This is a genomic window from [Clostridium] aerotolerans DSM 5434 (assembly GCF_000687555.1).
In the GTDB taxonomy this organism is placed as follows: domain Bacteria; phylum Bacillota; class Clostridia; order Lachnospirales; family Lachnospiraceae; genus Lacrimispora; species Lacrimispora aerotolerans.
In genome coordinates this window covers 1-25,148 of the sequence record NZ_JHWJ01000001.1, presented here as the reverse complement: position 1 = coordinate 25,148, position 25,148 = coordinate 1, and the positions used below count along the sequence as shown (strand labels likewise).

Here is a 25,148-nt window from a genome sequence, read left to right as displayed (position 1 = left end):
AAGAGGAGGATTTATTATGTCTAAATTATCTGATGAATTAGAATACGATCTGACAAAAATGATTAATATGCATAGTGGAGAGCATTTGCCTAATAATTTACCTTATTGGATGCTTCAGGAAGGTATCGTACCTGGTTCTAGAATCCTTTGTGCTGAAGGTATTGGTAGCAAAAGTAAAGAAAACAAAACAGATGTAATTATATATTTACATAATTCTATACCAATTAAAATATCTGCGAAACTTCTTAACGCAGATTATTTTGGTAACTGGTATGGACATAATCGTTTTTTAAAAGAATTTGGTACAGCCGCTTTTAATCGTATGACTAAAGCCTCCGCGCTATGGGCGAATAAATGGGCAAATACTGCTACTAATCCATTTGTAGGCGTTAGTATTTGCTTTGGAAAAAGAACAGGAAATACTGCACAAAGATTTACGGACATTTTTACAGAAGATGATATATTAACGGTTGCAAAAGGGTTTGGTACTGGAAATCATGTAGCTAATTGTATGTATATTTCCAACACTCCTGCATTAAATATTCAAGGATTAATTAATAGCTTAGAACCAATAACTAAAGTCAATGTTATTAGAGCTACCTCTGGTTTTATGATTGCACATAGACCTATTAATCCCATGACAGAAGGATCAAACAGAGGGAAAAATGTGTATTGTCGCTTCGCTCCATATTATAGGCTTCCCACTAAGACCACCATTACTAATACAAAACAGTTGTTTTCCTTAGGTGAATTTATCACAGTAAATAGTGATTGTACAAATCATAATCACATTCTAAATGATCTAGAACATAATTTTAATATAAAAATACCAAGAAAGTAATTTGACTATTTTCTTGCGTAGTGTTAATATGACAGAAAAATCAAGGAGATTTTATATATGAAGTTAGTAAGTTTTTTTTCAGGAGCAGGCGGTCTTGATTTAGGTTTTGAAAAAGCAGGATTCGATATTGTATTTGCAAATGAATATGATAAGACGATATGGGATACATACCGAAAAAACCATTCATCGCCTTTAGATACACGTGATATTAGGCAAATTCAATCCTCAGAAGTACCCGATTGCGATGGTATTATCGGTGGACCACCCTGTCAATCTTGGTCTGAGGCAGGTGCATTAAAAGGAATTGAAGATGCACGGGGACAACTATTTTTTGATTATATCAGAATATTAAGAGATAAACAGCCAAAGTTTTTTTTAGCTGAAAATGTTGTTGGTATGCTCTCATCTCGTCATCAGCAAGCGGTCGAAAATATAAAACATCAGTTTATTAATGCCGGATATGATTTGAGTGTAACTTTAATTAATGTTTCTGATTATGGAATTCCACAAGATAGAAAACGTGTATTTTACATTGGTACCCGAAAGGACCTGGGTAAATCTTTTGTATTTCCAGAAGCTACTCATGATTTCAAAAACTTACAACAAGCCATTGGTGATTTGCAAGATACTGCATTGCCTGCCTTAGACAAAAATAAAGCAAATCCAAATGTAATAATACCAAATCATGAATATTTTTTTGGTAACTATTCTACAATTTTTATGAGTAGAAATCGTGTGCGGCAATGGGATGAATGCGGCTTTACTGTTCAAGCATCAGGCAGACAAGCTCAATTACACCCCCAAGCTCCTATAATGCCAAAATTAGATAAAAATAAGCATATATTTGTTGAAGGCAAAGAACACCTATATCGTAGAATGACTATTCGCGAATGTGCCAGACTACAAACCTTCCCAGATGATTTTGAATTCATTTATACTAAAGTTGATGATGGTTATAAAATGGTAGGCAACGCTGTTCCTGTAGAAATGGCAAGGATCATTGCTGAATCTATAAAAAAACAGGTTTTTAGTCAACAAGTCTAATAACATATATTAAATGTACTATAAACAATATTTGGAAAAATTTAGGTCTACACTATTCAGATAATTCAGTTAATAAATTTCCATCTACCCTGTTAAAAATAAAGTCTTCAGCTCACTGTCTGAGGACTTTATTCCTATCAGCATTTATATCATAACAAAACCACCATTCGATCAGTTCAGGCCAATGACTAATCTTCATATACAATCTCCTACTTGATTATAATAATAGATTGAAACTGCATCTCTACGGCAATCTTTTTCTTTCCATTGCATATCCCCCCTCTTAACTTTGCTGAAAACCGGAATATGAAATCACATCCTGCATTGTTTTCTGGAACGAGAATGAAAGTGCACCCTCTAGCGGGGAATAAACCTTCACACCGCTCTGCCTGAGTTTTTTTTATTCATTTACATTTTCTCCTTATTGGTGTTTAATCTTACAAGGACACGGCAGGTCAGAATTGTCCTGCCGTGTCCTTTCTAAGATAAAACAATCTACTTGTTCTTCATTTAAATGCTTCTATTCGACACTACTCCCCGAAGCTTAGGCAACAGCTTAAATGGTCTGTGGTCAGCAGACCTCATAGGAATCTCACCTCCCCGTGGTTCTCACCGGGCCGCCCCCATTGCGATGTCTGTGGCTGGGCGGAAGTAGCATTATCACTGTCCATTTCTTTGCGAAACAGCCCACCATGGGCTGTTTTATGACCAGATCTTATCGCTCGTCACCTTCGATGCTATCGGTTCGACGGATTGGTAAGGCTTTTATATGCCGCCTTACCAATCCGCAGGCAGTCTCCGCGTATCTGTCAATGTCGCTGCCGCTCATCACGGCTGGACAAATCAAGTATTTATTCTGTTGGATATGAAATTTTCAAAGAGCAAAAGGAGGAACATAAAAACCCCCTCACTTACTTTCACGTCCAGCGAGGGGGTTGAGCGGAATAATTTTTAATTTTCCATCAGTTTCTTTAATTTGCTAAGGATTCTTACCTTTCGATCATGTATGGTTCTCTGTGCGATATTTATTTCTCTGGATATTTGATGCTCGCTTTTTCCTTTGAAAAACAGCTCTTTTATCAGTTCTTGCTCCTTTGGTGTAAGCATTTCTAAGCAGGAGAGCATTTTTTCAATTAACACCGCTTGGACTGCAGCATCTTCAACACTTATTTCATCCGATGCAAACTGGTGATTTGAGTCCTCCAGACGTTCAAAGGAATCCTCTCTGCTGGGAATGAGAGTTATTGCACAGCTAACGCAGTCAATATGGTAACGTTCCACCTTTAAGTCATACTGCTGATACTCCATTTTGCGGTCACTTTTTTCCAGTACCTCAATAACCGCATCACTTGCTTCGGGATACCTCTCCCGATAATTAATTCTTCTGATTCTTTTTGCCATTTGGCTTGTCCTCCATTTCATGATTTTCAAAATCAAAGAATGAAGAACAAGCGGTGGAGACCTGCATTGGGGTATTGACGGGGTTCTGTATAAAACAACTTTTTCATTGACTTCTTTTGTATTATTTAGTCGTTGAAACAGTTTTATTGTCGAAGCAAAAAAATCAGTACTACGCCCGGTTAGGTGCAGTACTGATTTTTGATTATATTTATTTGTAGGTGGGCAAAGTGTATGTGCTCGGCTGTCTTTATCTCCACCTCAAAACACAGTTGTTAGAATGAAGCATACAGATACCCCTCTTATTTAAGCAATAAGCAAACACCGGTATCTTAATTTCTTCCATGTTTAAAAGGTGTTAAAAAAGACATAATCCTACCCTCAAATGAGGAGAAGTGCCATATAGCTATTTCTGGCGGCTAGGCTATCATAGTGCAAGAAACACCTTAGACCCTTGGCTTTGCGTCCCCGTTTTTCAACTGGTTTGCCTTTGACATATTTTATTGTGAATAAAACTATTTCTTATGACTACGGGTACTTCTGTTCTTAACGGGTCAGATATAACCATACACACACATTGAACACTGTAAAACTTGTTAATAATTACAAACACAGCTATCCTTTAAGAAATTCACCCATAATAAAGGAATGCGTTTGTTATTTTCTGTAACTATGTAAATTATAACATGCAAATACTACAAAAACAACGAATAACGACAATTAATACTATCGTTTAATGTGCAAAACGCACTAATTTTATCGTATATGGGAGATTTTAAAGACAATACAACTAACGGATAAGGATAAATATATCTCTGGTATATCTGATGTATTAACAATTATTACGTCTAATGTTCTTTTTCTGCCATTAACTTTTCTTAGAGTGAGGAGTTCTCATTCACGGTGCATCACGAACCAAGGCACGGTCCATGAAAAATGCAGACTAATCTCTTGGTGTAATAATGTGCTTTAAAACTTTAACCACCCCAACCATCAGCAGTAAAAAAATTCATACTAAATATCCGATTATCGCGGGTTACTGTTCAAAAAATAGAGATTGCTGCTCTTGCCGCCGTTCTCCCTCCAGCGCTGCTCCTTACGAAGGTAGCCGCTTTTCTCCAAATCTGACAATGCCCTCTTTACGGTGCTTCTGGAAAGATTCAGTTCTCTGGCAATGGTACCAATTGCCGGATAGCATTTGCGTTTATGATCAGCCCTGTCATGGAGATACATGAATACGGATTTTGCCCGGTGAGGCAACTCAGATTGATATACAGATGTAAAATAGGCCATATTTTCACCTCCTGTCCGAATGCTGTTTTTGCTCCATTGGTTCTAAATTGATAGCAGGATTCGGAGTTAGTACGATTCCTCCCGAAACTGATACCCTATCTTTTCTCTCTTCAGGCTCTGGTTCAAAAGCGGCATTTCGACGGATGATTTCTTCCTCCACTTTACGGCGGTCGGCATACTCCACCTTTCTTGCAGACTGCTCCTCAATTTCATATGGCTTGCCGAAGATAATACCCCATTCTAAGAACAGCTTCAGTCGGGTACGCATGGGATAGGCTCCAGTCTTGGTCACAATGAACCTTCCCTTTGGCATGGATTTCAGCTCATCCGGTGTCATCAATGGACGCTCAATCATCTGTAAGGACTGACTAGGGTCATTCTTTCCCCTGCTGACAGAACCGCTCATAACAGTCTGACTGCCGAGGGCCTTTGACAAAATCTGTGCCGATTCACTGTTAGGAGCAAAACCGCCGAACACCGTATCCTGGCAATTATCGGTTATAATAGCGGCACCTTCCTTGCCATAGTTTTTCTCCAGCTGTGCAAAGCTCTGGATTATGGCAACGATGGATACCCGCCGGGAGCGGCTGGCAGAGAACATCATCTCTGCCGACTCAATTTTAGGGATGGTTCCAATTTCATCTAAAAACATCATAACGCGGTTTGGCAGCTTACCGCCATACTCATCGGCTACAGAAAGAATTTCCCGGTAAAGCTGCTGAACAATTAGGCTGATTATAAAATACTTAGTGGAATCTTCTTCCGGCATGACGAGGAAAATGGCACTTTTCTCGGTGCAAAACCGTTCAGCATCTATGGCAGTGTCAAAGCATAAAATCTGTTCCAGCTCTGAATCTAAAAAGGCATTGAGCCGTGACAGTGCTGTGGATAAAACGCTCTGCATGGCCTGCTCTGCAGAGTTGAGTGCCGCGCCTGCAAACCACTTGGTTTTATGATCGTCAGGCAAATGTGCCATCAGAAGCTGAAACAGCGTCCGGCCTTTGACACCGCTGGGCGCCAGCAAATCCTGAATAAGCTTAAACACGGATACGATATGCCGCTCCCTTGGCTCACAGAATTCGGCAATCAGCAGAATGACCGAGGTTAGAAGCCCTTCTGCTGCATCATAGAAGAAGGCATTTTGCCCTGCTGCTGCACTGTCGAAGCCTCCAGAATTGATAATGGTCTTGGCTGTAATCTTAGCGTACTTCTCTGCTCTTGCCTTGTACGTTATGCTTTCCGGGTGAGCAAGGTACAAATCCATATGGCGGTTGACCAGATGAAGCAGGTTATTGCCATCCGAACGGGTAGGATTTCGCAGGTCAATGACCGACACATGATAGCCGTAATAATCCTTGGCAATCCCTGCATAGTTTCGATAAAGGTCCCCCTTTGTGTCGGTAGTGATAAAGCTCATGCAAGAAGCACAGGCATATTCCAGATTTGGATAGAGAAAGTTGGCTGTTTTGCCTACACCTGCCGCACCAATCATCAGACAGTGGATATCATCGTCATCTACCAGAGCATAGCCGTGAGGCGTTGACTTATCAAAGAGTGAGGCTTTTCTCCAGCCTACAATCAACCCCTGTGCTTTGGGCAGATTGTTTCCCTGACGCCATTTTTCCGGCTCATATCGAATTGGGGTATAGACCGTCTTAATTTCCTTTTTAGTTGCCCAACGGGCTGTACCATGTTGACCATCACCTACAGTTTTAGACTTTATACCATTTAGGCTGTAATAATGGGCAAGCAGTGATAATGAAGCAAGTATACTAAACATTGTCGTGCCTACGACAATCAAGGTTACCATTTGTGACATCTGCATCAGCTGCCCTCCGTTTCATTGTAAAAGAAAACCGCCAAGGAAAGTTTTAAACTTCTTGACGGTTTCTGTGTTTTAGGTGATTCCTAATCACATGTTTAATCTCAAAATTGCCTCTTTCTCCTGTTTTTGTTGTTCCGCTTGAAATTCCAGTTCTATGAACATTTCAGTTCTGATGCAGTTTAATGCCAAACGAAGGTATGAACCGCCAAGCTGTTTCTGGTCAGCCTCCGTACGGATACCCGAATTATCAATCATTTGGTTAATCTCAGTCATATTGCTCCGAATATCCTCTAACCTGGAACGAAGCCCTCCACTGTCTTTATGAACGCTGTAATTTGTTTGAAGTTTCTTCATAAGTTTATCCGTAGTCACCGGATGCTCCATCTGTCGGCACAGTTCCTTTGTTAACAGCAGGGAACACGCTGCCATATATTCTATACATTCTCTTACAGATTCTTCATTTTCCGGCATAATCTTTCCGGTACTTATCATTGGTTCCAAAGCTTGATAAGTATCTTTTAACAGATATCTGATATTCCGGCTGACACTGATTTTCTCGCATAATACAAGCAATTTCTCGCATACCTGCGGAAAAAGTGTGATTTTCGGATGTTCCTCAGAGGGAATTGGGAGCATCCCGTTTTTGCTTTTAGATCCTCATTCCAGTCCTTGTTGATGGACTGTATTACGGTTACATCTATATAATCATTCTCGGAAAGAATATCCTTCAATCGTGCATTCGATTCGATCCCAGCTGCGTCATGATCCAGGCAAAGGAATACTTTTCTAAGCTCCGTGTTCTGCCGAAGCTGTTGGAGCAGTGCATGTTCTGAAACTCCATCCAGGGCAACATAGCTGTGTTTCTGCCAATCCCTTGGATACAGGGTGATAAAAGACAGCATATCTACCGGCGCTTCAAAAACATAGATTCGGTCACTGTTTCCGTTCCAGTGAAAACTAAATTTTGGATCACTTCCTTCCACATTACCCTTATAAGAATCTCCTTTTGTATAGGTACCGCGCTTATGGGCATGACGGGGTATGCTGTTTTCGTCCATACCTACGAACACCGCATTATGATACTGACTGTCCTCATAAATGAGCTTTTTATGAGCAAAAAATGATATTATCTCCCGGTCTATAAACCGCTGCTTGATGAGATAGGCAAACACCCGTCGCATGTCGTAGTTTTCCTCCGGCAGCGCAAAAGCCTTGCGTGGAGGCGGGGCGCTTTTCTCTGTTTGGTTCCACTCCACGCCGGATTCCCCACCCAGTAGGAAACATACCGCCTCAGGAAAACTCATATCATAGAACTGCTGTACAAAATCAATGGCACAGCCGCCTTCTTTGCGGGAATGGCGGAACCATTCGTTGCCCCGGACGGTTACACTGTCATATCGTTTCCAGCGCCATTCCCGTCCTGAACGAACCAGTTGTTCTCCCTGGCGCTGGAGGAAGTCCACCAGATCCACTGTATTAGCCTGATGTTTTTGTTCATCGGTAAAATATACAAATGCCATCTGAAACACCCCCCTTATCAACGTTTACGTTTTCCACAGCGCATATGCCCATGCCGAGTGCAGAAAAAGGCCGCCCGCTGATGCACGGACAACCTTTGACATAATTGAACGGTTTGCATAGACGGCAGTTTCTTTTTCTGTCTCTGTGACTGCTTTCCCATGGAATACCATACCTCCTTTATTTTAGTAAATAGTGAGCTTTTGTTCATGATCATTCGGAGCGTGGCCCTGTGCAATCTTTTTTTGTCTCAGCTTTCTGCGCAGCTTACTTTCCGTTTGAATACCCGGACTACCAGAGAGCCTTTTGACTTCCTCCTGAAAAATCTGACTGATATGATGCAGTAACCTTGTTGTTGCCAAAAACATGGTGGGATTACGGGTGGAGTCCAAGTGGTCCAGGAAAAACTGCGCATAAATATTACCTTGTTCTGCTGAGAGAGTGAGCCATCGCACAGTAGCTTCCCTGTCGCGGGGAACATCCTGCCCCAGCAGATACAGTTTGCCGAGCTGGTATTGGGCGTATTGATTTTCCTGTTCAGCAGATTTTGTCAGCCATTTTACAGCAGCAACCGTATCTTTTGAGATTCCTTCTTCCTGCAGATACAGCTTTCCCAGGGCATACGCTGCATAGGAGTTATCCTGCTCTGCCGAGAGGGTAAATAAATCTACTGACCTTTGTATGTTCCTTTCCACGTAATTTCCGTCCCGATAGAGCTTTCCGAGAGCATACTGCGCAAGAGCATTGCCGTTATCTGACGCTTTTGTCAGCCATCGAAGAGCTTTCTCTACATTAAATTTTCCGCAGTCCGCATCCAGATAAATTTTTCCCAGCATATATCGTGCATTGACATTCCCCAGCCGGGCGGATTTTTCCAAATAGTAAATTGCCTCGTTCATGTCCTTTTGCGTTCCGGTTCCGGTATAGAGCATCTGACCAAGGCGGTACTGAAGCTTATCATCACGGCTTTGTCGTTCCATCTGCTGAAAACCATGGAAAGCAGCCTTAAAGTGCAGCTGTGCTTCCTCAGTATTCCGTGCGGTCCCAATTCCGTCCCGATACATCTTTGCAATCTCATAGTCTGCATAGGGCATACCCTGTTTAGCAGAACTTTGGTACAGTTGAAACGCGGTATTTAAATTATGTTCTACGCCCCTTCCCCTATAATAGAGAACTCCCAAAGAATATTGAGCGTATTTATGGTTCTTGGAAGCTGCTTCCTTAAACCAGTTTGCCGCTTCCTCATAGTCCTGTTCCGTCCCAAGCCCTGCTGCATACAGTTTGCCAATGCGGTACTCTACATACCGATGTTCCTTTTTGGCTTCAATCGCCAGAAAAGCAGCAAGCGCCTTGGAGTACCAGACAAAAGCAGTATCTGAATTCATTTCCACACCTAGCCCGTCAGTATACATCCGTCCCAAATCATGCATGGCAAGAGCATTACCGTCCTCTGCTTCTAGCAAAAATAAGGGCAGAGCCTGTTCAAAGTCCGGCTCTGCCATACCCGTGCCATAAAGATAGGTAAGGGACTGTTTATAGCGGCTGTTCCATGCAATGTGTGGCTTTCTTGGCACTGTACCTAAGTCAGATGCCGGAGATATGTTATTAGAGTGTTCAGTGGATGATGATTCAGAGCGATATCCAGCCCCGGATTCAAGCTCCAACGCTTTTATTTCCCCTTCTTCGTCTAAATCAAGAAAAACAGAACCGGCTTTTTCAATTGATTCTATATGATTCATGATAGCTGCTTCCTCTATAATGCTTTCTTCCTCTGGAAGCGGTTCGGCCTGTTCATCTCCTTCAAAAACGACCTCCTGATTGCACAACTTGACCGCCTCCGAAATTACCATATTTTTTATCTGCTTGAATTCCTTCTGCTGGGAAAGCGGCAGCGGCGCGGGAAGGTCATCCTTGTAAGTACGTAGCACCTCGTTCCGCAGCTTCTGCCATTGGGCATAGGCTGCCGACACACGTCCATCATTCGCCAGCTCGTCAACAATCTGGTTTACCAGTTTCTTGACCGGTGCTTTTAGATAGCCATATTGCTTTTTGCCAGTGGTTCGCCGAAGCCGTTCCGCAAGCTGAGTCAACATATTTTCCAAAACCGGATTATCACAATTCCCCGTCTGCCTCAGAAGGTCCTGGAGTGTATCCTGACTCTGTGCCGTCAGCGTTTTTCTTCGCTCCGTCTGCTTGGTATAAATCTGGAGCAGATCCTGCTGAAAGATTTCCCTTGCCAGACTGCTTCGCATGGCTTCAATGGCTGGCTTGGTTATAAAGCCCTCACGTGGATCGACCGAATACACGATCATGTGGCAGTGAGGGTGATGTCCTTCATCGTGATAGGCAGCGTACCAGCGTAAATTCTCTGGTACAATCTTTATTTGCTGGGCAAAGACATTCCTCTGCTTACGCAGCAGAGCCATCCACGCAGCAGCATTGTCGTATCCCAACCGGGCAGCATCCTCCCGCCTCAGGGAAATAATAGGTGTCCAGATGTTTCCGGTGTGCGCTGCCACCTCCTGTGCTGTCTGCGAAAGCACCAGCGGAACATCTTCATCGGAGAACAGCCCATGACTGTCCAGTTGTTCGGCACGGGGACGGGTAGCAATATAGTTAACATACACCTCTTGATGTGCCAGCTGGTCAAGGTTTTGATCTAATGCAGCAGAGATAAATTCCGAGGCGTTTTCCATGGTAGGCTTCGCTAAATAGTCCTCATACTCGAACAGCCCTGTGGAATCTGGAAACCGCTTTAGAATATCTGACATCAGAAGCTTCTGCGTTTCTGTGGCAGGACGGTTTCGCATCCGCTCTGGAAGCCGCTCTACGCCCTCCCGCGTGGCTATGTAGGTTACCAGATTTTCTGCATGAGCTGCCGCGTTTTTTATATAGCGGCATTTAAAGATAATTCGGGGCATGGTCAGTCGCACCTTTCTCTCTTCTGGAAGCTGGCTACATTCTCAAAGGTCACGGAACCCACTGATTGCTTTACATCCTCTACGCATTTCCCCCGGAGCTTACGCAGGGTATTTTCGTCTACATCTGCAGTGGTGGAGAGGATATTCATCATCATTGACATCTCAACTGCCAGCTTGAATATCAGCCGGGACATACGGTTCTCCAGACCATCCACCATTCCGGTCATGGCTGTGGTGATGGCGGCTGGAAGAAAACGCATCCCTTCTTCTGCGGAGATGTAGCCGCAGTAAAATTTAATTGCCTTTTCGATGAACTCACTTTGACTCTGGCAGTTGTCCCGCTGGTACCAGTCTGCCACTAGCTGTCTGGTTTTCGGATACATCCACAGAGGGAACTTCTTTTTGTTTTTTGCTTCTTCTGACATGGCAAACCTCCGTTTCTATCAAAAAAAGGGCTGCAACACCGGTCACAACCCCTATAAAAAGCCTTTGTTTTACGCATTTACCGCTATTGTGGCATTCTCACAACCCCGAAGGCAACCCCAAGGGCATTTTTACGACCCCGGTAAAAAACCGTTTTTCTCCCCGCATTGCGGGGAGATGTGAGCCGGAGCGGGGCGTCCTTGACCCCGCTCCTTTAACCCGCATCATTTTCGACCCCATGGTTCACCCCAGTTTTGGCAGTTCTTACCACTGTCCGTATTTTGGTGTTAACGGCGGCAACAGGGGCTTTTACTGCCTTATGGCGCAACAACTCCGCTCCTGATAGATAAAGGCGTCACAGGGCATACAGGTGACAACCGGGGGGGACTCTTTCCTCCATGTCGTTACATGCTTTACTCAGTACCTAAAATGTTATTTTTTACCATTACATCTCCAGATGCATACCCTGCTGCATTTCTCCAACAGATACCATTGATATACTTCCTGTTTCCGCATCATACCGATAAACCTCATTAGAAAGACGTTCTTCCTCATCAACCTGGCTTTGATTAATATCACATACAATATCCTTTAAATCCCCAATTTCTCTTTCCTTTTCTTCACGTATCACAACTAGCTCATGGATCGATGAGGGAAGAATCAGATAGTTTCCGCCAAGCTCCTTTGAAACTGCTTCCAATACATCCGGGCAGAACAGATAAGATGCTCCCTGCCACTTTTTGCTGTTACTCAACACAAACATAAAGCTGTTTTCCATGCTGGCCTGACTCTCCTCTATGGGATATCCCATCATATCCGCAATTACATAGTCCATACTATGAAACTCATATGGCATAAGCTGCTTCATACTCTTTTCAGCCTGTTCATTCAGCATCTCTGAATCAATATTCCACAACTTTAAATGATCATTATTGACTAGGACCGTACCAAAAATGCCTCCATCCTCTTCAATTAAATAGCGGTATACAACAGCCAGATCCTCTACTATCTGATGGGGGACAGAGGACAGCAGTTCCCGATTTTTATCGGCATTTATCGCACACATAAACAGGCTATCTTTCCAATTTTCATAGTCAAACTTATGTATGCCAAACTTCGGTGCTGCTTCCACTGACTGCAAGTATTGTTCCGCAAGCTTCTTTAGGATTTCCTCCATACTGACACCCATGCTGTAAGATTGGTAGGCATTATCTAAGTATATCTGCGGAGTAAGATTACTTCCTGGTATCCGTATACTCATTCCATATAACTGAATGCCATTATTTTTTAGCTGCTGACGAACCGATACCTCTTCATTTTTCCATTCCTCAGGTAAATATTCCTTGATATGCCGTTCTACTTCTTCCATAAATTCTTTATATTCCATTGTGCAAATCCTCCTGTTTTTTATAGTTTTTACTTTTCACAGCTTTGACGATTCTGCCACTTTCAATATTTCAGGGTTTAAAGCGTAAATTCCTATATGTTGCCTGCTGATTCAATACGTTCCCGAACCTCTGCAGGAACATTTGTTTCATAGAGTGCCTGAAGCACAGCCTCCAGATCTGCATTTAGTTCTGCGACATTTCGATACTGCCGGAGAGCTTCCATTTTCTCCATTTCGTAATGTATTTGGATTAGAGTTGTTTTCATCATTAACCTCCATTTAAGTAAGCCAAGTTGGTGCATTCATCATAAACATCTTAAGCAACTGACTATGAATTTGAGCCAAATTGGTGCAACCTTTTCTCTGGTTTAAACATCAGGGTTCTAGAAATCCTCAAGTGCATGTATCAGACTGCCTGGAAGATCCTCCAGTTGTGCTGCCACAGCCTGCTCCTCTTTTGGGGGAGTAACGCTCAATGAGAGTTTATTTATCTCTTCCCGAACAGCCTGCCGCACAATTTGTTCCATATGACTGTTTTGTTTAGCGGTTAGAATACTGGACACCACAAATTCAGTTCGGTGACGGCTGGCCTGCTGCGTGAACAGCCGCTCGGCTTCCTGATGTCTGGGATCGTCCATATCAAAAGATAGATAGTATCGTTTTCGCATAGTCTTATCCCAGCAGGAGCTTGTACCCGTCCGCATTGGCAAACCGGTTCAGCACCGCAACAATATTAATTTCATTTCCTCGCAGCTGGGATTCCAGCAGCTCCGCTCCGCCGCCTGCAAACACAGTAGGGAGCCTTAAATCCAAGCCCCGTTCCCGCAGAGCGTTCAGCAGTTCCTTGCAGTAGGCAGACACTTCATACTCCACTGTTTCTTCAATTTTCTTACGATCAGTGTGTTGAATTTTCCCTCGGATTGCGTCAGTGATCAATGCATCCGAAAGCAGAATACCACTTTTCTGCAGGGCGTCCTGAATGCGGCTGTAAAGGATGATAGTTCCCAAACGCAGACTAACACAGCTTGCACGCTCCAGCTTGAAATTATGGACTGTGAGAACATCCACCGTATAACCGCCAATGTCAACGAGGGTAATGCTTCTGTATTCCTGCAAGCGAGGATAATACCGGCACAGTGCCGCATGTCCTTGGGCGAACACTTTACAGTCAGAAATACGACATTGATATGCTGTACCTTCGAACTCAAAGGACACATTTTGTAGAAAATACCGCCGAAACGCATCTTTTTGTATACCGTAGCTGTCGATGGGAAGCCCAACACCCAGCATAATATCTGCATCCGTTACACCATCACGTTTCATAGCTTCGGCAATGGCTGGCAGGGTGAGAATAAAAGTATCCTGCTCCACTGTCTTATCCTGCTGAAAACGCAGGCGCCGCTCTCCGATGGCGTAATAGCTTCCTTCATAGAACAGCTGAAGCTCCGGTGTTAAAAACTCCCGGTCACTTACAGTAAAACCGGAAGCATAAAGCATCCCTTCTGAGGATTTTGTATTGTAGTTTCCATTGTCTATTCCAAGCTTTATCATGGCAGGAACCTCCTTTTCTTTTTCTGCGGTTACAGTTACATCCCCATAGTCATACCCGGCGTTTCCTCCTGAGAATCCTCTGATGGTGTTTCGGATGGCACGTGTTCTGTCTGTGTCTCGACAGCTGCCTGCTCCCTCTGGCGGCGATTCTGACGGACAGGTCGCTCTGGACGTTCTCTTACAGTGGATGTATCCTGGCTTTCCTGCGGCGCAGACACCTGCTCCATGCGGCTCTCCACATATTCCCGCACTTGAGCAGGAACTGCTTTTTCATAGGTTTTGTCCAGATAATCCTTTAGCTCCTGTTCAATGGTAAGTTCCTTTTTGTCCATGAAAAAACGGAGTGCTTCCAGTTTTTTCGATGGAAAAGATACCTTTAGTTCTGACATGCTCATTGCTTTTCCTCCTTTAATTTTTAATTTTATTTCCGGCAATCACGGACTTTACTGTGCCGCATTTTTCGCATAAGGTCTTGCATACAGCACCTGTTTGTCTGCATCAAACAGGTCCCGGTACACAACCCGTCCTCTGGAAGATGAGGCGTCCACTACCTTGCCATTGCCGGCATAGATGCCCACATGAGTAATATTGAGATAACGTCCGTTTACTTTGTGGCTCCAGAACACAAGATCACCAGGAGCAAGATCGGCTTTCGAAACGGTCAGGCCATTGTTGACACAATATTTTCCCTGCTCGGCAGCGGTACCAGGAAGATTTACCCGAAGCTGACGGTATATCCACTGTACGAGATAACTACAGTCGGTATAACCTGCCTGACCGCGAAGCTCCTGTGAGTAGGGATCTCCCAGACGGGACAGCGCAAGCTGAACAGCCTGGGAACCAGTTTCTCCTGCTGTCAGATCAGTGGTCGGATTGACAAACTGTTCCGGCAGCCAATCCGGCCACTGATCAAATCGGTCTCCTTCGCCTGTTGCGCCGGTTCCATACAAGGCCCGGTAATAAATTTCTGAGGCATTTGCCTGATTTTCGTAAGAAATCCTGCGCCCGAGTGTACTTTCTAAATTTCTATAAATTACTGGAAGGGAAGTAAGCGGCACCGCTACAGTGTAGGTCTCCTCATGCTCCACTCCGTCCTCATCCGACCATGTACGAGTGCGTTCCTCGTAACGAACAAAGCAGTCAGTAAATGACTGATAATCAATCCCTCGCAAGGATTCAGCGCCGAAATACAGAGAATAAAAAATAGCCTTAACCTGTACAGGGTCAAGACTTCCCTCCTCAATCATCAATGAGATTTCAGCAATAATCACATCCAGCTTAGAAAAACTTTTACGCATGTCCTCAATATATTCTCGATAATTCTCCGGTACCTGACCTGAAATAACTCCGTCATGAAAGGATAGCTGAACAGCGGCGTTGTTATGGTTCGCAGTTCCGGACAAAAGACTGGAAATCATGACAATAATCAGGATAAAAGGTGTTAAAATCGCGGCAATAAGAACACCCACCGCTTTCCAGGTTCGTTTATCTGCAGCTGCCATAATTGCCGCCTTTGCCGCTAGGGTAAGCGTTACAGGATCAGCCATGGTCGTACCTCCTTTTCGTAAACATACACACGGATTATCCCCAAAGGGCAGTAAAACTTATTTTTTACCACCACCTCTGTTCGAACAGATTCCCTTGCTGCGGCTCATACTGTTCCTGACTCTGTGCTAACTGAATCGATTTTTCCACTGCCTGTTCCAGAAAGTCCGTATCAAAACCAGCTGAGTGATAACCCTCCAAAATGGTATTAAGATAATAATCCGAAGGGGCTCCAAACGGACGCCCATCATTCATGATATACACCATGGCATTTACTAATCTGCCGCTCAACTCAACGGGAAACAGCTCCTTTCGGTAAAAATTTGGATATCCTTCATAATGATCAAGAGCAAGCTCGTCCTGGGGTCGAATTTTCCACAAGAGAACCGGAACCCTTGCACCGATAAGAGGCTCCACAGTTGCAACAGCACTACTGCGACTCCCCCGGAACAGCATCTCATAATCTTTCATTTCACTAGTGCCTATTACCTCGGCAGTAGGGCACCGATAGGCCATTTGAGTAAGGTTCAAATTACTGCCATAAGCAATATATAAGGTTTCTTTTTTCATTTAGGCATTCCTCCTTCTACATGGACATAGTAAGACCGGGGCTTTGCTCGTCTTCCCCGGCCTGATCTATTTCGTATTCTGTTACTGACTCCGTCTGCGACGAAACACTCTGCTCCTCCTCTAAATGCCGTTCTTTTTTCTGCCGTAATCGTTCCTTCTGCTGCTGGGCCTGTGCCGGGTCACGCCAGGCAATACAGCCATCCAGATGTTCCAACAGATGCAGCCTTGCGGTTTTGAATTCATCTCCAATAAGACCAAGGCGCAGCAGCCAAGTACGGAATGTATATTTTTCGTTGGTGGTTTGTGTCTTGGTTCGGCTGGCACAGCGCTGATTAAGGGCCTGTGCCGAAATCGCCATACATAACTGAATGTACGCTTTAATCTTGCCGGCATGGGTAGTGCTGTTGAATAAACGGAATTCCACCGTACCCTTTTGAAATACACTGTGCAGATTTAAACAGTGGTAGCGGCTGTCATGATAATGCTCATGGCTGCCATCCGTGCCGTTATACCAGATGCCGCTGACCTGATCCAGCGTTTTGGGTCTTCTGCGGTTGAGTTCCTCCAGAAAGCGGCTTTCTACCGGCTTACACCATCGGTGCTGTCTATCGACAGTCACCTGCAGAGCCTTATAAATCATATCCTCCTTGGCTGCCATAATATTGGTGATATTTCGCAACGTGTTAGCGTCAAAAGGTGATGCGTCTATATGTACATGAATACCGCAGGAGCCGTTGGTGATTGCACCAGCCTCCCGAAGCTTACGGATTAGCTCCTGCACCGTTTCGATGTCCTCCCAGCGACAGATAGGGCTGACCATCTCGGTTCTGTATTCACTTGGCGCGGTAACGATTTGACGTCCGAATTTTTTCTGTGCAGTAATACTGGAATCACTCATAAACTTCCATTTACGCTCCTGAGAATCCAGCGCAGAATAGGTATCATAATAAGTGCCGTCATAATGAATGGCAGTTCCGAAATATTCGGCGGCAACCTTTGCTGCCTGTTCACGAGTCACGCCGGTCATCTCAATTTCAATGCCAAACCGCTGTTCCTTCATGTCCATGAGTTATACTCCCTTCGCCATATATTCCGGACAGTCATCAGCGACCGCCTGCTTTTCCGAACAGCTTTGTCTTATGCTCCGGTGCATGAACCATCAGGTTATAGCGTTCATTGCCGCATTTATAAAGGCACACTCCCTGCTGGGGATAACGGATGAGCTCAAATTCGGATTTCTCCAGCTGGAGGGTATCCATGTAGAATTTTGCATCAATAGAGCCTGCATTAAAAAGGAACTGGTGCGTCGGGATGGAGAACAGGGGCTTGGTCAGTTCTCGGATATGCTCTACATTAAAATCCTCCAGATTCTGCGAGGCAAGAATGACGGCGCTTTCCTTTTTACGCACACGTTTCATGAAGTTGCGGATATATTCAATAGCGGTTAGGTTCGTCAGGAACAGATACAGTTCATCAATGCTGGCAGCGGTGTTCCCCGTAGTTAAAAGCTCATTGCTCATATAGGACAGTACGTTGAACAATAAGGCGTTTCGCAGATTTTTGCTGGCATTCAGCACACCCTTAACACCAAAGGTTATAAAATCATTGCTGGTGATGTTGGTGTGGCCGTTGAAAAACTTTGACTCTGCTCCCTTGCACATGGAATGAAGTCCAAGGCAAATTTCCCGCAGAGAATTTGCTGTATAAAGCTGTCGGTGACTTTCATCAAAGTTCTTGTATTCCGTTTCAATGAAGTCGTACAAATCAGAAAGAATGGGGTAATCCGTATGCTTTAATCGGTCAAAATTACTTCGATCGGTGATACCCCATTTTTCATAAAGCCTCCCCAGCATGATTTCGATTGTGTCAATCTCTCTGTCAGTAAAGTCCTTATAAGTGCGAAAAAAATCCTTTAGAAAACTGATGTGCTGGCTGAGCTTGCTGGTCTGCCGGAATGCCTGGGGTGCCTCTGTATCTTTTGGATCGCCGGTATCATCCCAGCTTTTGGGCTCCAATACATTGATAATGAATTCTCCAGACATGAGGTCGATGAAGCAGCCACCGAGATTGAGGGTCAGTTCCTCGTATTCCATTTCGGGATCTAGTCCAATGATGTGCATGCCGGATTCCCGCAGATTACACAAAATAAGCTTTAGAAGGTAACTTTTTCCTTGACCGGAATTTCCAAGAATGAGGATATTAGCATTGGTTTTGTCATCAGCACGGCGGTTAAAATCCGCCAGTATATTACTGCCGAATTTATCCCGGCCGAGATAGAAGCCGTTGGGATCGGTCTTGCCGGAGTAATTAAAGGGATACAGGTTTGCGACCGAGCTGGCAGGAAGCACCCGTTCAAACTGATCTCCAAACACGTTATAGCCAGAGGGCATGGCACATTGGAATCCCTGCTGTTGGCGCAGCATCAGGCGGTCCACGTTGAGCTTACTCCGTATGAGTTCGGTCAAAACCTCTGTCTGCAAAAGCTTCAGCTGGTCATAGTCATGTGAGGTCAGCTCTATATACACAGCGACATGAAGCAGTGGTTCCCGGCTCCGATGCATCTGTGCTACGATAGTGGCAACGTCCTGCAGATTACTTTCCGCTGTGACCGTCTGCTGTAAATCCTGCGTACTGGTACTTTGCATACGGTTTTTGTTTGCAGCATTTGAGATGATTTTCTTTTCCTCTACTGGGGTAACATGACGGGTATATAGGTGCAGCGTCACGCCGTCCTTTTCACCAAGATGACGGAGGATAGCCTGTTCATCCGTAGCGGTTGGGTACTCCCGAAGTGCCCACACACATCGGTAGGTATTGCCGCATATAAAGTGATCAGTATTAAACTTGATTACCGAGGGCGCAATCATATCAAGAAACTCCTGAATTTGTATATCCTTTTGCGATATACTATCAAGATTGCTTTTTTTCGACATGGGCAAACTCCTTTCGTTTCATTTAAATCAAAAAAACCGCCACTAAAAAGTGACGGATTGCGATTGCAGAATATTAAATTGTTAACTAGAAAGACCCCCACTATTACTGGAGGTCTTTCTAGTTAAAGTTGTTGTTGCTGTGTTTGTTCCTGTGAAATTGCCATTCCAAGATAGCGGTCAAGCTGCTCTTCCTCTAGGGATGCAATCATATTGGAAAATGGTTTAATATCCCGTTCTACTGCATAAGCTTCCAGAACATTAAAATATTCCAGACGGTTTTCCTTTGCGATAGATATTGGCAAAAAACCATGAGCCATCAGCTGATAGTTCATAATTAATCTGGAGGTTCTTCCATTTCCATCAGCAAACGGGTGTATTCTCACAAACTCAGCATGGGTCCAGGCCGCAAGCTCAATTACATTTTCTATTGCTCTATCCTGCAAATCCATATAAAATGCTTTTACCTGACGATACATCTCGTTAGGGCTTGGTGGAGTGTGGGAGGCACCTGAAATATAAACATCTACGTTCCGATATATTCCTCCAATCATAATATTCTCCATTAAAATAGCATGTAAGTCCTTAATAATATGCTCGTCCAAAGGCTTTTTTTCTGCGATACAGTCTTTTACATACTGATAGGCTTTGTTATGATTAATGACCTCATAAATTTCTCTAAGTTTTTTTCCACCTACGGACAGCCCTTCCTCCAATACCACCTTAGTTTCCAGAAGGGTAAGTGTGTTCCCTTCAATCGCTGTAGAATTATGTGTATATTGTAGTTCGAATTGCTGTTCGTAGCTTTTTACCGTTATTTCAGGGAGTGAATCTTTAATTTGTTCGTAGTCATCTCTCTTTTGAAGTAATACTTTATAATCCAAGCTATCCACTCCTTTCTTCTCTATTCCTAATATGATATTTTACCATGTTTTGGTTATTTATTCAATGCAAGACTAAGATATTAACCACCAAGTATCACCCAACGCTCACCATCATAATCCTCAAATTTTTCGGTTGTAACATTCTGTTCAAAATAGACTGCCAGTAATCGCTTAATATCTTCCTTGCCAGCTCGTTGTGCAATGAATCCCTGCTCCCTCAAGATTTTCTCTATGCTATTTAAATAAGGGAAAACCTCGCTTTCCTTTTCGTTACAAAGCCGTATGATGACGAGGAACTCCCGGGCTGTTGCCATCTGCACCTGTATACGATCAAGATGAAGAAGATCTAACTCCAGCAACTTCCGCACAGCCGGATTGGTCTCCAACTCCATACGGCTTCGCAAAAATCGCTTATTATCCTCGTAGCTCTCCCGGCTATTGAGACAAAGGAACTCTAGCTCCGCCATACCTTTCAAAACAGTCATCAACGCATATATACGAGCTGATATACTTTCTTCTGATAAAACAGAAATATTTGTGGGCTTAATCATAAAATATACCAAACGATCGCTCCTGTAGGTTTCAAGACAATAATCCATCACCTCTCTGGTTCCAATTAGTTGACGGGTGACCTGACGCTGTCTTGTACTTTTCTGTTCTTTACTCATTTTGGATACCCCCATTCGTAGGTCTGCTGTTTCGTTAAAAAGAAAGCGCAGGAATATTTAATAAAGTCAAGGATACTGATATCATCAAAACGTATTGTTAAAAAGGCATAAAGGGCGGTGATCACAATAGGTGGCAAAAGCCACAGCTGCACAAATGCAAACACAGAAATTAAAAGCCCCACTCCGATGATGCCAATATCCCGCAGCTGCCACAACCAGAGCGTGGCCCTTGATTTTAAGTTATCGGGATAGATGTACATGCGTATTCCTCCTGTTCCTTTCTAAATTTAGTAAATAGGCGATTCCCCGGAGCACATGCTCCACACATGGAATCGCTACAGTCCATCATATAGGCTGCCGAGAGTTAACGGCTTTATCAATATCGTATTCCGGTAGATGGCTCTTCCTCTGGCATAAATTCCTTTCTTATTTTTCTATGCTCCATAATTTCCTCTTCTATACTTTCCTAACTGGTATACCCAGCTGTTCGGCCTCTTTAAGCTCGTAAAGCATTCCGGTGCTGATGCAGGAACCGCACAGCCATAATTCCTCACATGTAATGAGTATCCGAAGTCCCATTTGAATTCCAATTTTCCGTTCTTTAGGAACCATATCATCCAGCAGCTGAGGATAAATCAGATGCACCGCCACCGGGGCACAGTTCTGCGAGATGGCATAGTGGCAGGCTTCCTGTGCAAACCTTATATTTCGTTCAACCTCACCTGCATAGGGCGAACAGATATATACCAGCTTCATTTTGCCACCGCCTTTACAATGGTCTTTGTGATATTCATGGCTGTCTGCCCTGCATAGACGGCACTCATAAAGTTGGCTTTCGTACTGGTATCCAGTCCGAAGGCTCCGGCGATCCGGGGGATTTCTCCTGCTGCCAGCATCAGACCTAACCCCAGCAGAGCATTATCCTTAATCACCATCAGACCAGCAATGAGAATGGTTGCCTGCAGAAAAGCAGTCAGGCACAGACCTACAATCTGCTTGCACCAACCAGTAAAACCGTCGATGTATCCACGGGGAACAGAAAACATATATAGACTCCCCACTGCAATCTGAATGATCAGGATTCCTCCGCGCTTTAGATTTGCAAAAAACACCTTGATTACGGCATAGCCCATCATAATCAGGATAAATAGCATCATGATGGGACTGGTGATTATGCCAAGCCCGCCGAAAACACCAAGGCTGCCTGCACTTTCAAGGCTACCTGCTGCGGAAAGCTCACTTATAATGTTGCCTGCAAGAGTGTTTAACCCGCTTCCGGAGCCGGCTATGCCAGTTGCCAGGCTGCTCTGCAGAGAAATAGACAGCTTGTAAAGTTCTACCGGAACTGTAGAAAACAGTCCTACCGCCATAAAGCCCTTAATAGCATTAAGAGCAGTATCTCGGATACTTCCTCTTCCGGACTGATATTCAATCGCACATTCAAACATGGACACTACTAGCCCGGTACCGTAGAGCGACCAAGACAGGTAAACAAAAAACAGCACAATTGACTTAACCCAGCTCATCTCAAACAGATCTGCCCCCATACCACCCATGGCAGAAAAGAAATTTCCGAGAAATCCGATAATCTGACCATAAATCCAATCAAGAATCTGACCCAGCACCGTATCGGCTACAAAGTCCCATATGAACATGGTATCACCTCCAAAAAAAAGAGCCCTTTCAGGCTCCTATCAATACAAATCAAGTCAGTTTATATCTAATTAACTTCCATTTCGTTAAATTAAAAAATGCCCTCCGAGAGATTCGGAAAGCATTACTTGACATTTTATCTTTTCTGAGTTTACATGGTATTGGCGGGGTTTCCCCGATAATAAAAAACGTCATGGCAGGCTGATGTGCTGGAACACATCAACCCTGCGCTAAGGTGATTCGAGCACCCGGCACAACCGCAAAGCGGCACCACGACAAGATTATTATACTGCATCTGTCGGTGCGGCACAAGATGAAAAAATAAGCGTGTGCATGGGAAATGGGGTGTACTTACCCCCGCCTTTGCATGCGCTTTTATAATACGGGAAATTCCCGACCACATTATGAAAGGTCGGGATACTATGAATATTTTTGAACACAAATCCAGTTTTCTGGGAAGGCAGGAGGTTGATTACTCTGGAGACTCCCTCTTGTCACTGCTAAGGCTTGCCAAGCAGATCCGGCAGAGGCTTGGAACACAGAGCTATTTGCTGGACTGCTATCTCTCTCTCTTTTTCGAGGGCGTCAACACAATACTTACTTATGAGGCCGCTAGCGATGGCTTTATGGGGTGCGGTGAATTCCAGAGCCTATGCCTTCATGTACTGGACGGCACTGAGCCAGATAGTCCACACCCTCTTTACCATCGGATATTGGAAACTTATAAAGCGCAGAGAAAAAAATTATCCTTTCAGGAAAATAACACGCAATTATATATGCTTCTGGTCTTTCTTGAAGACGAGCTGCAAGCTTATGCAACTGAATACTTTGTAAAAGAGCAAGTGAAAATTATAGAGGATGCGATTGATTTCTTCCGACTGAAGGAGTTTTATAACCAAATTTCTCAGATTGTAGGTGAGCCATTAATGGAAGAACTCAACTTAAGACTAAAAAATCGGTTTCTGCTTGCACCAATTGCGGTAGTGTTTGCACAAGGCTTTACCGATGAATTGCTTGACAGACTTATGTGCCGCGATCCGGAAACCAGCAGACTAATATTTCAGCTTATGATTGATGTTTTGTAACAGTAATAAACAACTGGGAAAATATAGGCACAGGGAGATATGACTTTCTGTGCATTTGTGCTTTGTTATAGATTTGAGAAAATCATTAAGCGAATAAAACAAGCATTACACGACACTTTGAAGAAAAGTTGAACCAAATAATATTTTACTTATTATAAAGTTGAGCCGTTGCATCAAAACAAAGATGCAACGGCTTCTGCTTTGTCTATATGCCCAAGATGCCTCAGTCAATGTTTTCATGAGACTGGTGGGTAGGACCTTCGCTTTATAGTAAAATGATTAAAAAGCAGACTGCTGTGCCGCGAAACTTATACACAAGTGCAAGGTGATCAACAGTTCGAAAAATTGTGATCAAAAAATAACACTGTTTTTTTAAAGAACTGAACTCATTCAGAGAATCAGTTCTATATACTATTTTAATTTTTTTTGAAATTTGAAGATGTCTTGTAACCTTTTATTATTTTTCATTTGTATTATTGGTGAAAAGCTTTTCAAACAGATCAAGGAGAACACTTATGAAACCATCAATTGAAATACTGATTGAGAAATATCGGAACAGTATTTATGCTGTGGCATTTAATATGTGTAAAAGCGTACAGGATGCCGAAGATGTCGTTCAAGATACTTTCATTCAGTATTTATTACACAAAAAAGATTTTGAATCAGAGCAGCACATTCGTGCTTGGCTCATCCGGGTGGCTATTAATAAAGCAAAGAATAAGAACAATACTTTTTTTAAACGAAATTCACTGCCATTGGAGGATTACATAGAAACACTGACGTTTGAGTCCGAAGAATCCTACGACTTATTAGAAACAGTGATGAAACTTCCGAAAAAGTATCGTATCGTCATTCATCTGTTTTATTACGAGGACTATTCAATAAATGAAATCGCAGATATTTTGAGGGTTACACCAGGCAATGTAAAGGTAAGATTATCACGAGGAAGAATGTCACTTCGTAACACACTAAAGGAGGTATGGGAAGATGACGAATAAGGAAAAATATAAACAGGCGTTTACTGCAATTCATTCCTCTAAAGATTTTTCTTTGAATGCAGAAATTATGGAAATAACAAATAAACAGCACAAATTCAATACGATGATTGCTTCTGTTGCTGCCTGTGTGATGATTTTGGGCAGCGCCACAGCTGCATATGCCTCAGATGTAGGTGGAATTCAGCGCATCTTCCAGCTTTGGATTCACGGTGACCAAACGGAGGCTACTATTCAGTTTGAAGGAAGTGGAAATTACACCATGGACTATACTGACAGCGAAGGAAATGTGAAGCATCAAGGTGGAGGCGGGGTTGCATTTGCACCTGACGGAACTGAAATACCTGCGTCGGAAGAAGATCTTATAGAACACTTGACAGCCCCAGAAGTGGAATATAAGGATGACGGCTCCGTTTTAGTTTACTGGTTCGATCAAAAAGTTGACATTACTAATAAGTTTGATAATGGCGTTTGCTATGTCAAGCTTGAAAGCGACAAAGAAACCTTGTACATGACCGTAAAATTGGGAGAATCCCAAAGTTTGTGTAAACTTTCAAACTGATGTAAAATAAAATTACTCAGTTTGGAGGTTTTATTTTATGGCAAAAAGAAGAAGG

Annotated in this window: 26 protein-coding genes and 1 riboswitch; of the genes, 5 read left to right on the top strand and 21 right to left on the bottom strand. The window is 43.5% G+C overall.

The window, feature by feature from the left end; translation table 11 throughout:
- The first annotated feature begins 16 nt into the window (after positions 1-16).
- Together T546_RS0100145 and T546_RS22415 are read left to right on the top strand one after the other, a co-directional pair.
- Positions 17-841: a hypothetical protein gene (locus T546_RS0100145; RefSeq protein WP_026889885.1), complete on the top strand. Its 825-nt coding sequence runs from the start codon at positions 17-19 to the stop codon at positions 839-841.
- 57 nt (positions 842-898) lie between these two features.
- Entirely contained in the window at positions 899-1,885 is a 987-nt protein-coding gene (locus T546_RS22415; RefSeq protein WP_034597363.1) for a DNA cytosine methyltransferase, read from the top strand.
- A gap of 951 nt (positions 1,886-2,836) precedes the next feature.
- On the opposite strand, the gene T546_RS0100125 is transcribed toward T546_RS22415, so the two are convergent.
- The 21 genes from T546_RS0100125 to T546_RS0100020 form a co-directional block, all read right to left on the bottom strand.
- Positions 2,837-3,286: a sigma-70 family RNA polymerase sigma factor gene (locus T546_RS0100125; protein ID WP_026889884.1), complete on the bottom strand. Its 450-nt coding sequence runs from the start codon at positions 3,284-3,286 to the stop codon at positions 2,837-2,839.
- A gap of 408 nt (positions 3,287-3,694) precedes the next feature.
- Positions 3,695-3,782, bottom strand: a riboswitch (cyclic di-GMP riboswitch).
- Positions 3,783-4,309: 527 nt separating this feature from the next.
- Complete coding sequence (locus tag T546_RS0100120) at positions 4,310-4,576, bottom strand: helix-turn-helix domain-containing protein (protein ID WP_026889883.1); 267 nt, start codon at positions 4,574-4,576, stop codon at positions 4,310-4,312.
- Between the two features lie 4 nt (positions 4,577-4,580).
- Entirely contained in the window at positions 4,581-6,401 is a 1,821-nt protein-coding gene (locus T546_RS0100115; RefSeq protein ID WP_026889882.1) for a VirD4-like conjugal transfer protein, CD1115 family, read from the bottom strand.
- Positions 6,402-6,488: 87 nt separating this feature from the next.
- Positions 6,489-6,893 carry a hypothetical protein gene (locus T546_RS26205; protein ID WP_330371834.1) on the bottom strand — a complete coding sequence of 135 codons (405 nt, stop codon included), beginning with the start codon at positions 6,891-6,893 and terminating at the stop codon, positions 6,489-6,491.
- Positions 6,894-6,919: 26 nt separating this feature from the next.
- Positions 6,920-7,921, bottom strand: coding sequence for a DUF3991 domain-containing protein (locus tag T546_RS22410; protein WP_330371833.1), 1,002 nt, complete (start codon positions 7,919-7,921; stop codon positions 6,920-6,922).
- Between the two features lie 183 nt (positions 7,922-8,104).
- Entirely contained in the window at positions 8,105-10,840 is a 2,736-nt protein-coding gene (gene mobP3 / locus T546_RS0100100; protein WP_026889881.1) for a MobP3 family relaxase, read from the bottom strand.
- Positions 10,841-10,842: 2 nt separating this feature from the next.
- On the bottom strand, positions 10,843-11,265 hold the full coding sequence (locus T546_RS0100095; RefSeq protein ID WP_026889880.1) for a hypothetical protein: 423 nt from the start codon (positions 11,263-11,265) through the stop codon (positions 10,843-10,845).
- A 443-nt stretch (positions 11,266-11,708) separates the two neighbouring features.
- Complete coding sequence (locus T546_RS0100085; RefSeq protein WP_026889879.1) at positions 11,709-12,650, bottom strand: DUF5688 family protein; 942 nt, start codon at positions 12,648-12,650, stop codon at positions 11,709-11,711.
- A 92-nt stretch (positions 12,651-12,742) separates the two neighbouring features.
- A complete protein-coding gene (locus T546_RS25470) occupies positions 12,743-12,916 on the bottom strand; it encodes a hypothetical protein (protein WP_166429783.1) in 174 nt (57 codons plus the stop codon).
- Positions 12,917-13,033: 117 nt separating this feature from the next.
- The gene (locus tag T546_RS0100075) at positions 13,034-13,318 is read right to left on the bottom strand and encodes a hypothetical protein (protein ID WP_026889878.1); all 285 of its coding nucleotides are present in this window, start codon (positions 13,316-13,318) and stop codon (positions 13,034-13,036) included.
- Between the two features lie 4 nt (positions 13,319-13,322).
- Positions 13,323-14,201, bottom strand: coding sequence for a ParM/StbA family protein (locus tag T546_RS0100070; RefSeq protein ID WP_026889877.1), 879 nt, complete (start codon positions 14,199-14,201; stop codon positions 13,323-13,325).
- Positions 14,202-14,236: 35 nt separating this feature from the next.
- Positions 14,237-14,596 carry a DUF6103 family protein gene (locus tag T546_RS0100065; RefSeq protein WP_026889876.1) on the bottom strand — a complete coding sequence of 120 codons (360 nt, stop codon included), beginning with the start codon at positions 14,594-14,596 and terminating at the stop codon, positions 14,237-14,239.
- A 48-nt stretch (positions 14,597-14,644) separates the two neighbouring features.
- Positions 14,645-15,748 carry a C40 family peptidase gene (locus T546_RS22405; protein WP_034597360.1) on the bottom strand — a complete coding sequence of 368 codons (1,104 nt, stop codon included), beginning with the start codon at positions 15,746-15,748 and terminating at the stop codon, positions 14,645-14,647.
- A 64-nt stretch (positions 15,749-15,812) separates the two neighbouring features.
- Entirely contained in the window at positions 15,813-16,316 is a 504-nt protein-coding gene (locus T546_RS0100055) for a gamma-glutamylcyclotransferase family protein (protein WP_026889875.1), read from the bottom strand.
- Positions 16,317-16,332: 16 nt separating this feature from the next.
- The gene (locus T546_RS0100050; protein ID WP_026889874.1) at positions 16,333-17,382 is read right to left on the bottom strand and encodes an amidoligase family protein; all 1,050 of its coding nucleotides are present in this window, start codon (positions 17,380-17,382) and stop codon (positions 16,333-16,335) included.
- A 37-nt stretch (positions 17,383-17,419) separates the two neighbouring features.
- Complete coding sequence (locus T546_RS0100045) at positions 17,420-19,249, bottom strand: VirB4 family type IV secretion system protein (protein WP_026889873.1); 1,830 nt, start codon at positions 19,247-19,249, stop codon at positions 17,420-17,422.
- Positions 19,250-19,371: 122 nt separating this feature from the next.
- The gene (locus T546_RS0100040) at positions 19,372-20,130 is read right to left on the bottom strand and encodes a Fic family protein (protein WP_026889872.1); all 759 of its coding nucleotides are present in this window, start codon (positions 20,128-20,130) and stop codon (positions 19,372-19,374) included.
- An 80-nt stretch (positions 20,131-20,210) separates the two neighbouring features.
- Positions 20,211-20,798, bottom strand: coding sequence for a hypothetical protein (locus T546_RS0100035; RefSeq protein ID WP_026889871.1), 588 nt, complete (start codon positions 20,796-20,798; stop codon positions 20,211-20,213).
- Positions 20,795-21,058 carry a hypothetical protein gene (locus T546_RS0100030; RefSeq protein WP_026889870.1) on the bottom strand — a complete coding sequence of 88 codons (264 nt, stop codon included), beginning with the start codon at positions 21,056-21,058 and terminating at the stop codon, positions 20,795-20,797. Before T546_RS0100030 ends, T546_RS0100035 begins: the two co-directional genes overlap by 4 nt.
- 196 nt (positions 21,059-21,254) lie before the next feature.
- The gene (locus tag T546_RS22400) at positions 21,255-21,554 is read right to left on the bottom strand and encodes a DUF7768 domain-containing protein (RefSeq protein ID WP_034597491.1); all 300 of its coding nucleotides are present in this window, start codon (positions 21,552-21,554) and stop codon (positions 21,255-21,257) included.
- Positions 21,551-22,453 carry a conjugal transfer protein TrbL family protein gene (locus T546_RS0100020; protein WP_026889869.1) on the bottom strand — a complete coding sequence of 301 codons (903 nt, stop codon included), beginning with the start codon at positions 22,451-22,453 and terminating at the stop codon, positions 21,551-21,553. Before T546_RS0100020 ends, T546_RS22400 begins: the two co-directional genes overlap by 4 nt.
- A gap of 420 nt (positions 22,454-22,873) precedes the next feature.
- On the opposite strand from T546_RS0100020, the gene T546_RS25650 reads away from it, so the two are divergent.
- The 3 genes from T546_RS25650 (at position 22,874) to T546_RS22390 (ending at position 25,093) form a co-directional block, all read left to right on the top strand.
- Complete coding sequence (locus T546_RS25650; RefSeq protein WP_207641296.1) at positions 22,874-23,536, top strand: hypothetical protein; 663 nt, start codon at positions 22,874-22,876, stop codon at positions 23,534-23,536.
- 515 nt (positions 23,537-24,051) lie between these two features.
- Positions 24,052-24,534, top strand: coding sequence for an RNA polymerase sigma factor (locus T546_RS0100010; protein ID WP_026889868.1), 483 nt, complete (start codon positions 24,052-24,054; stop codon positions 24,532-24,534).
- The gene (locus T546_RS22390; RefSeq protein ID WP_051629474.1) at positions 24,524-25,093 is read left to right on the top strand and encodes a hypothetical protein; all 570 of its coding nucleotides are present in this window, start codon (positions 24,524-24,526) and stop codon (positions 25,091-25,093) included. Before T546_RS0100010 ends, T546_RS22390 begins: the two co-directional genes overlap by 11 nt.
- The last annotated feature ends 55 nt before the right edge of the window (positions 25,094-25,148 follow it).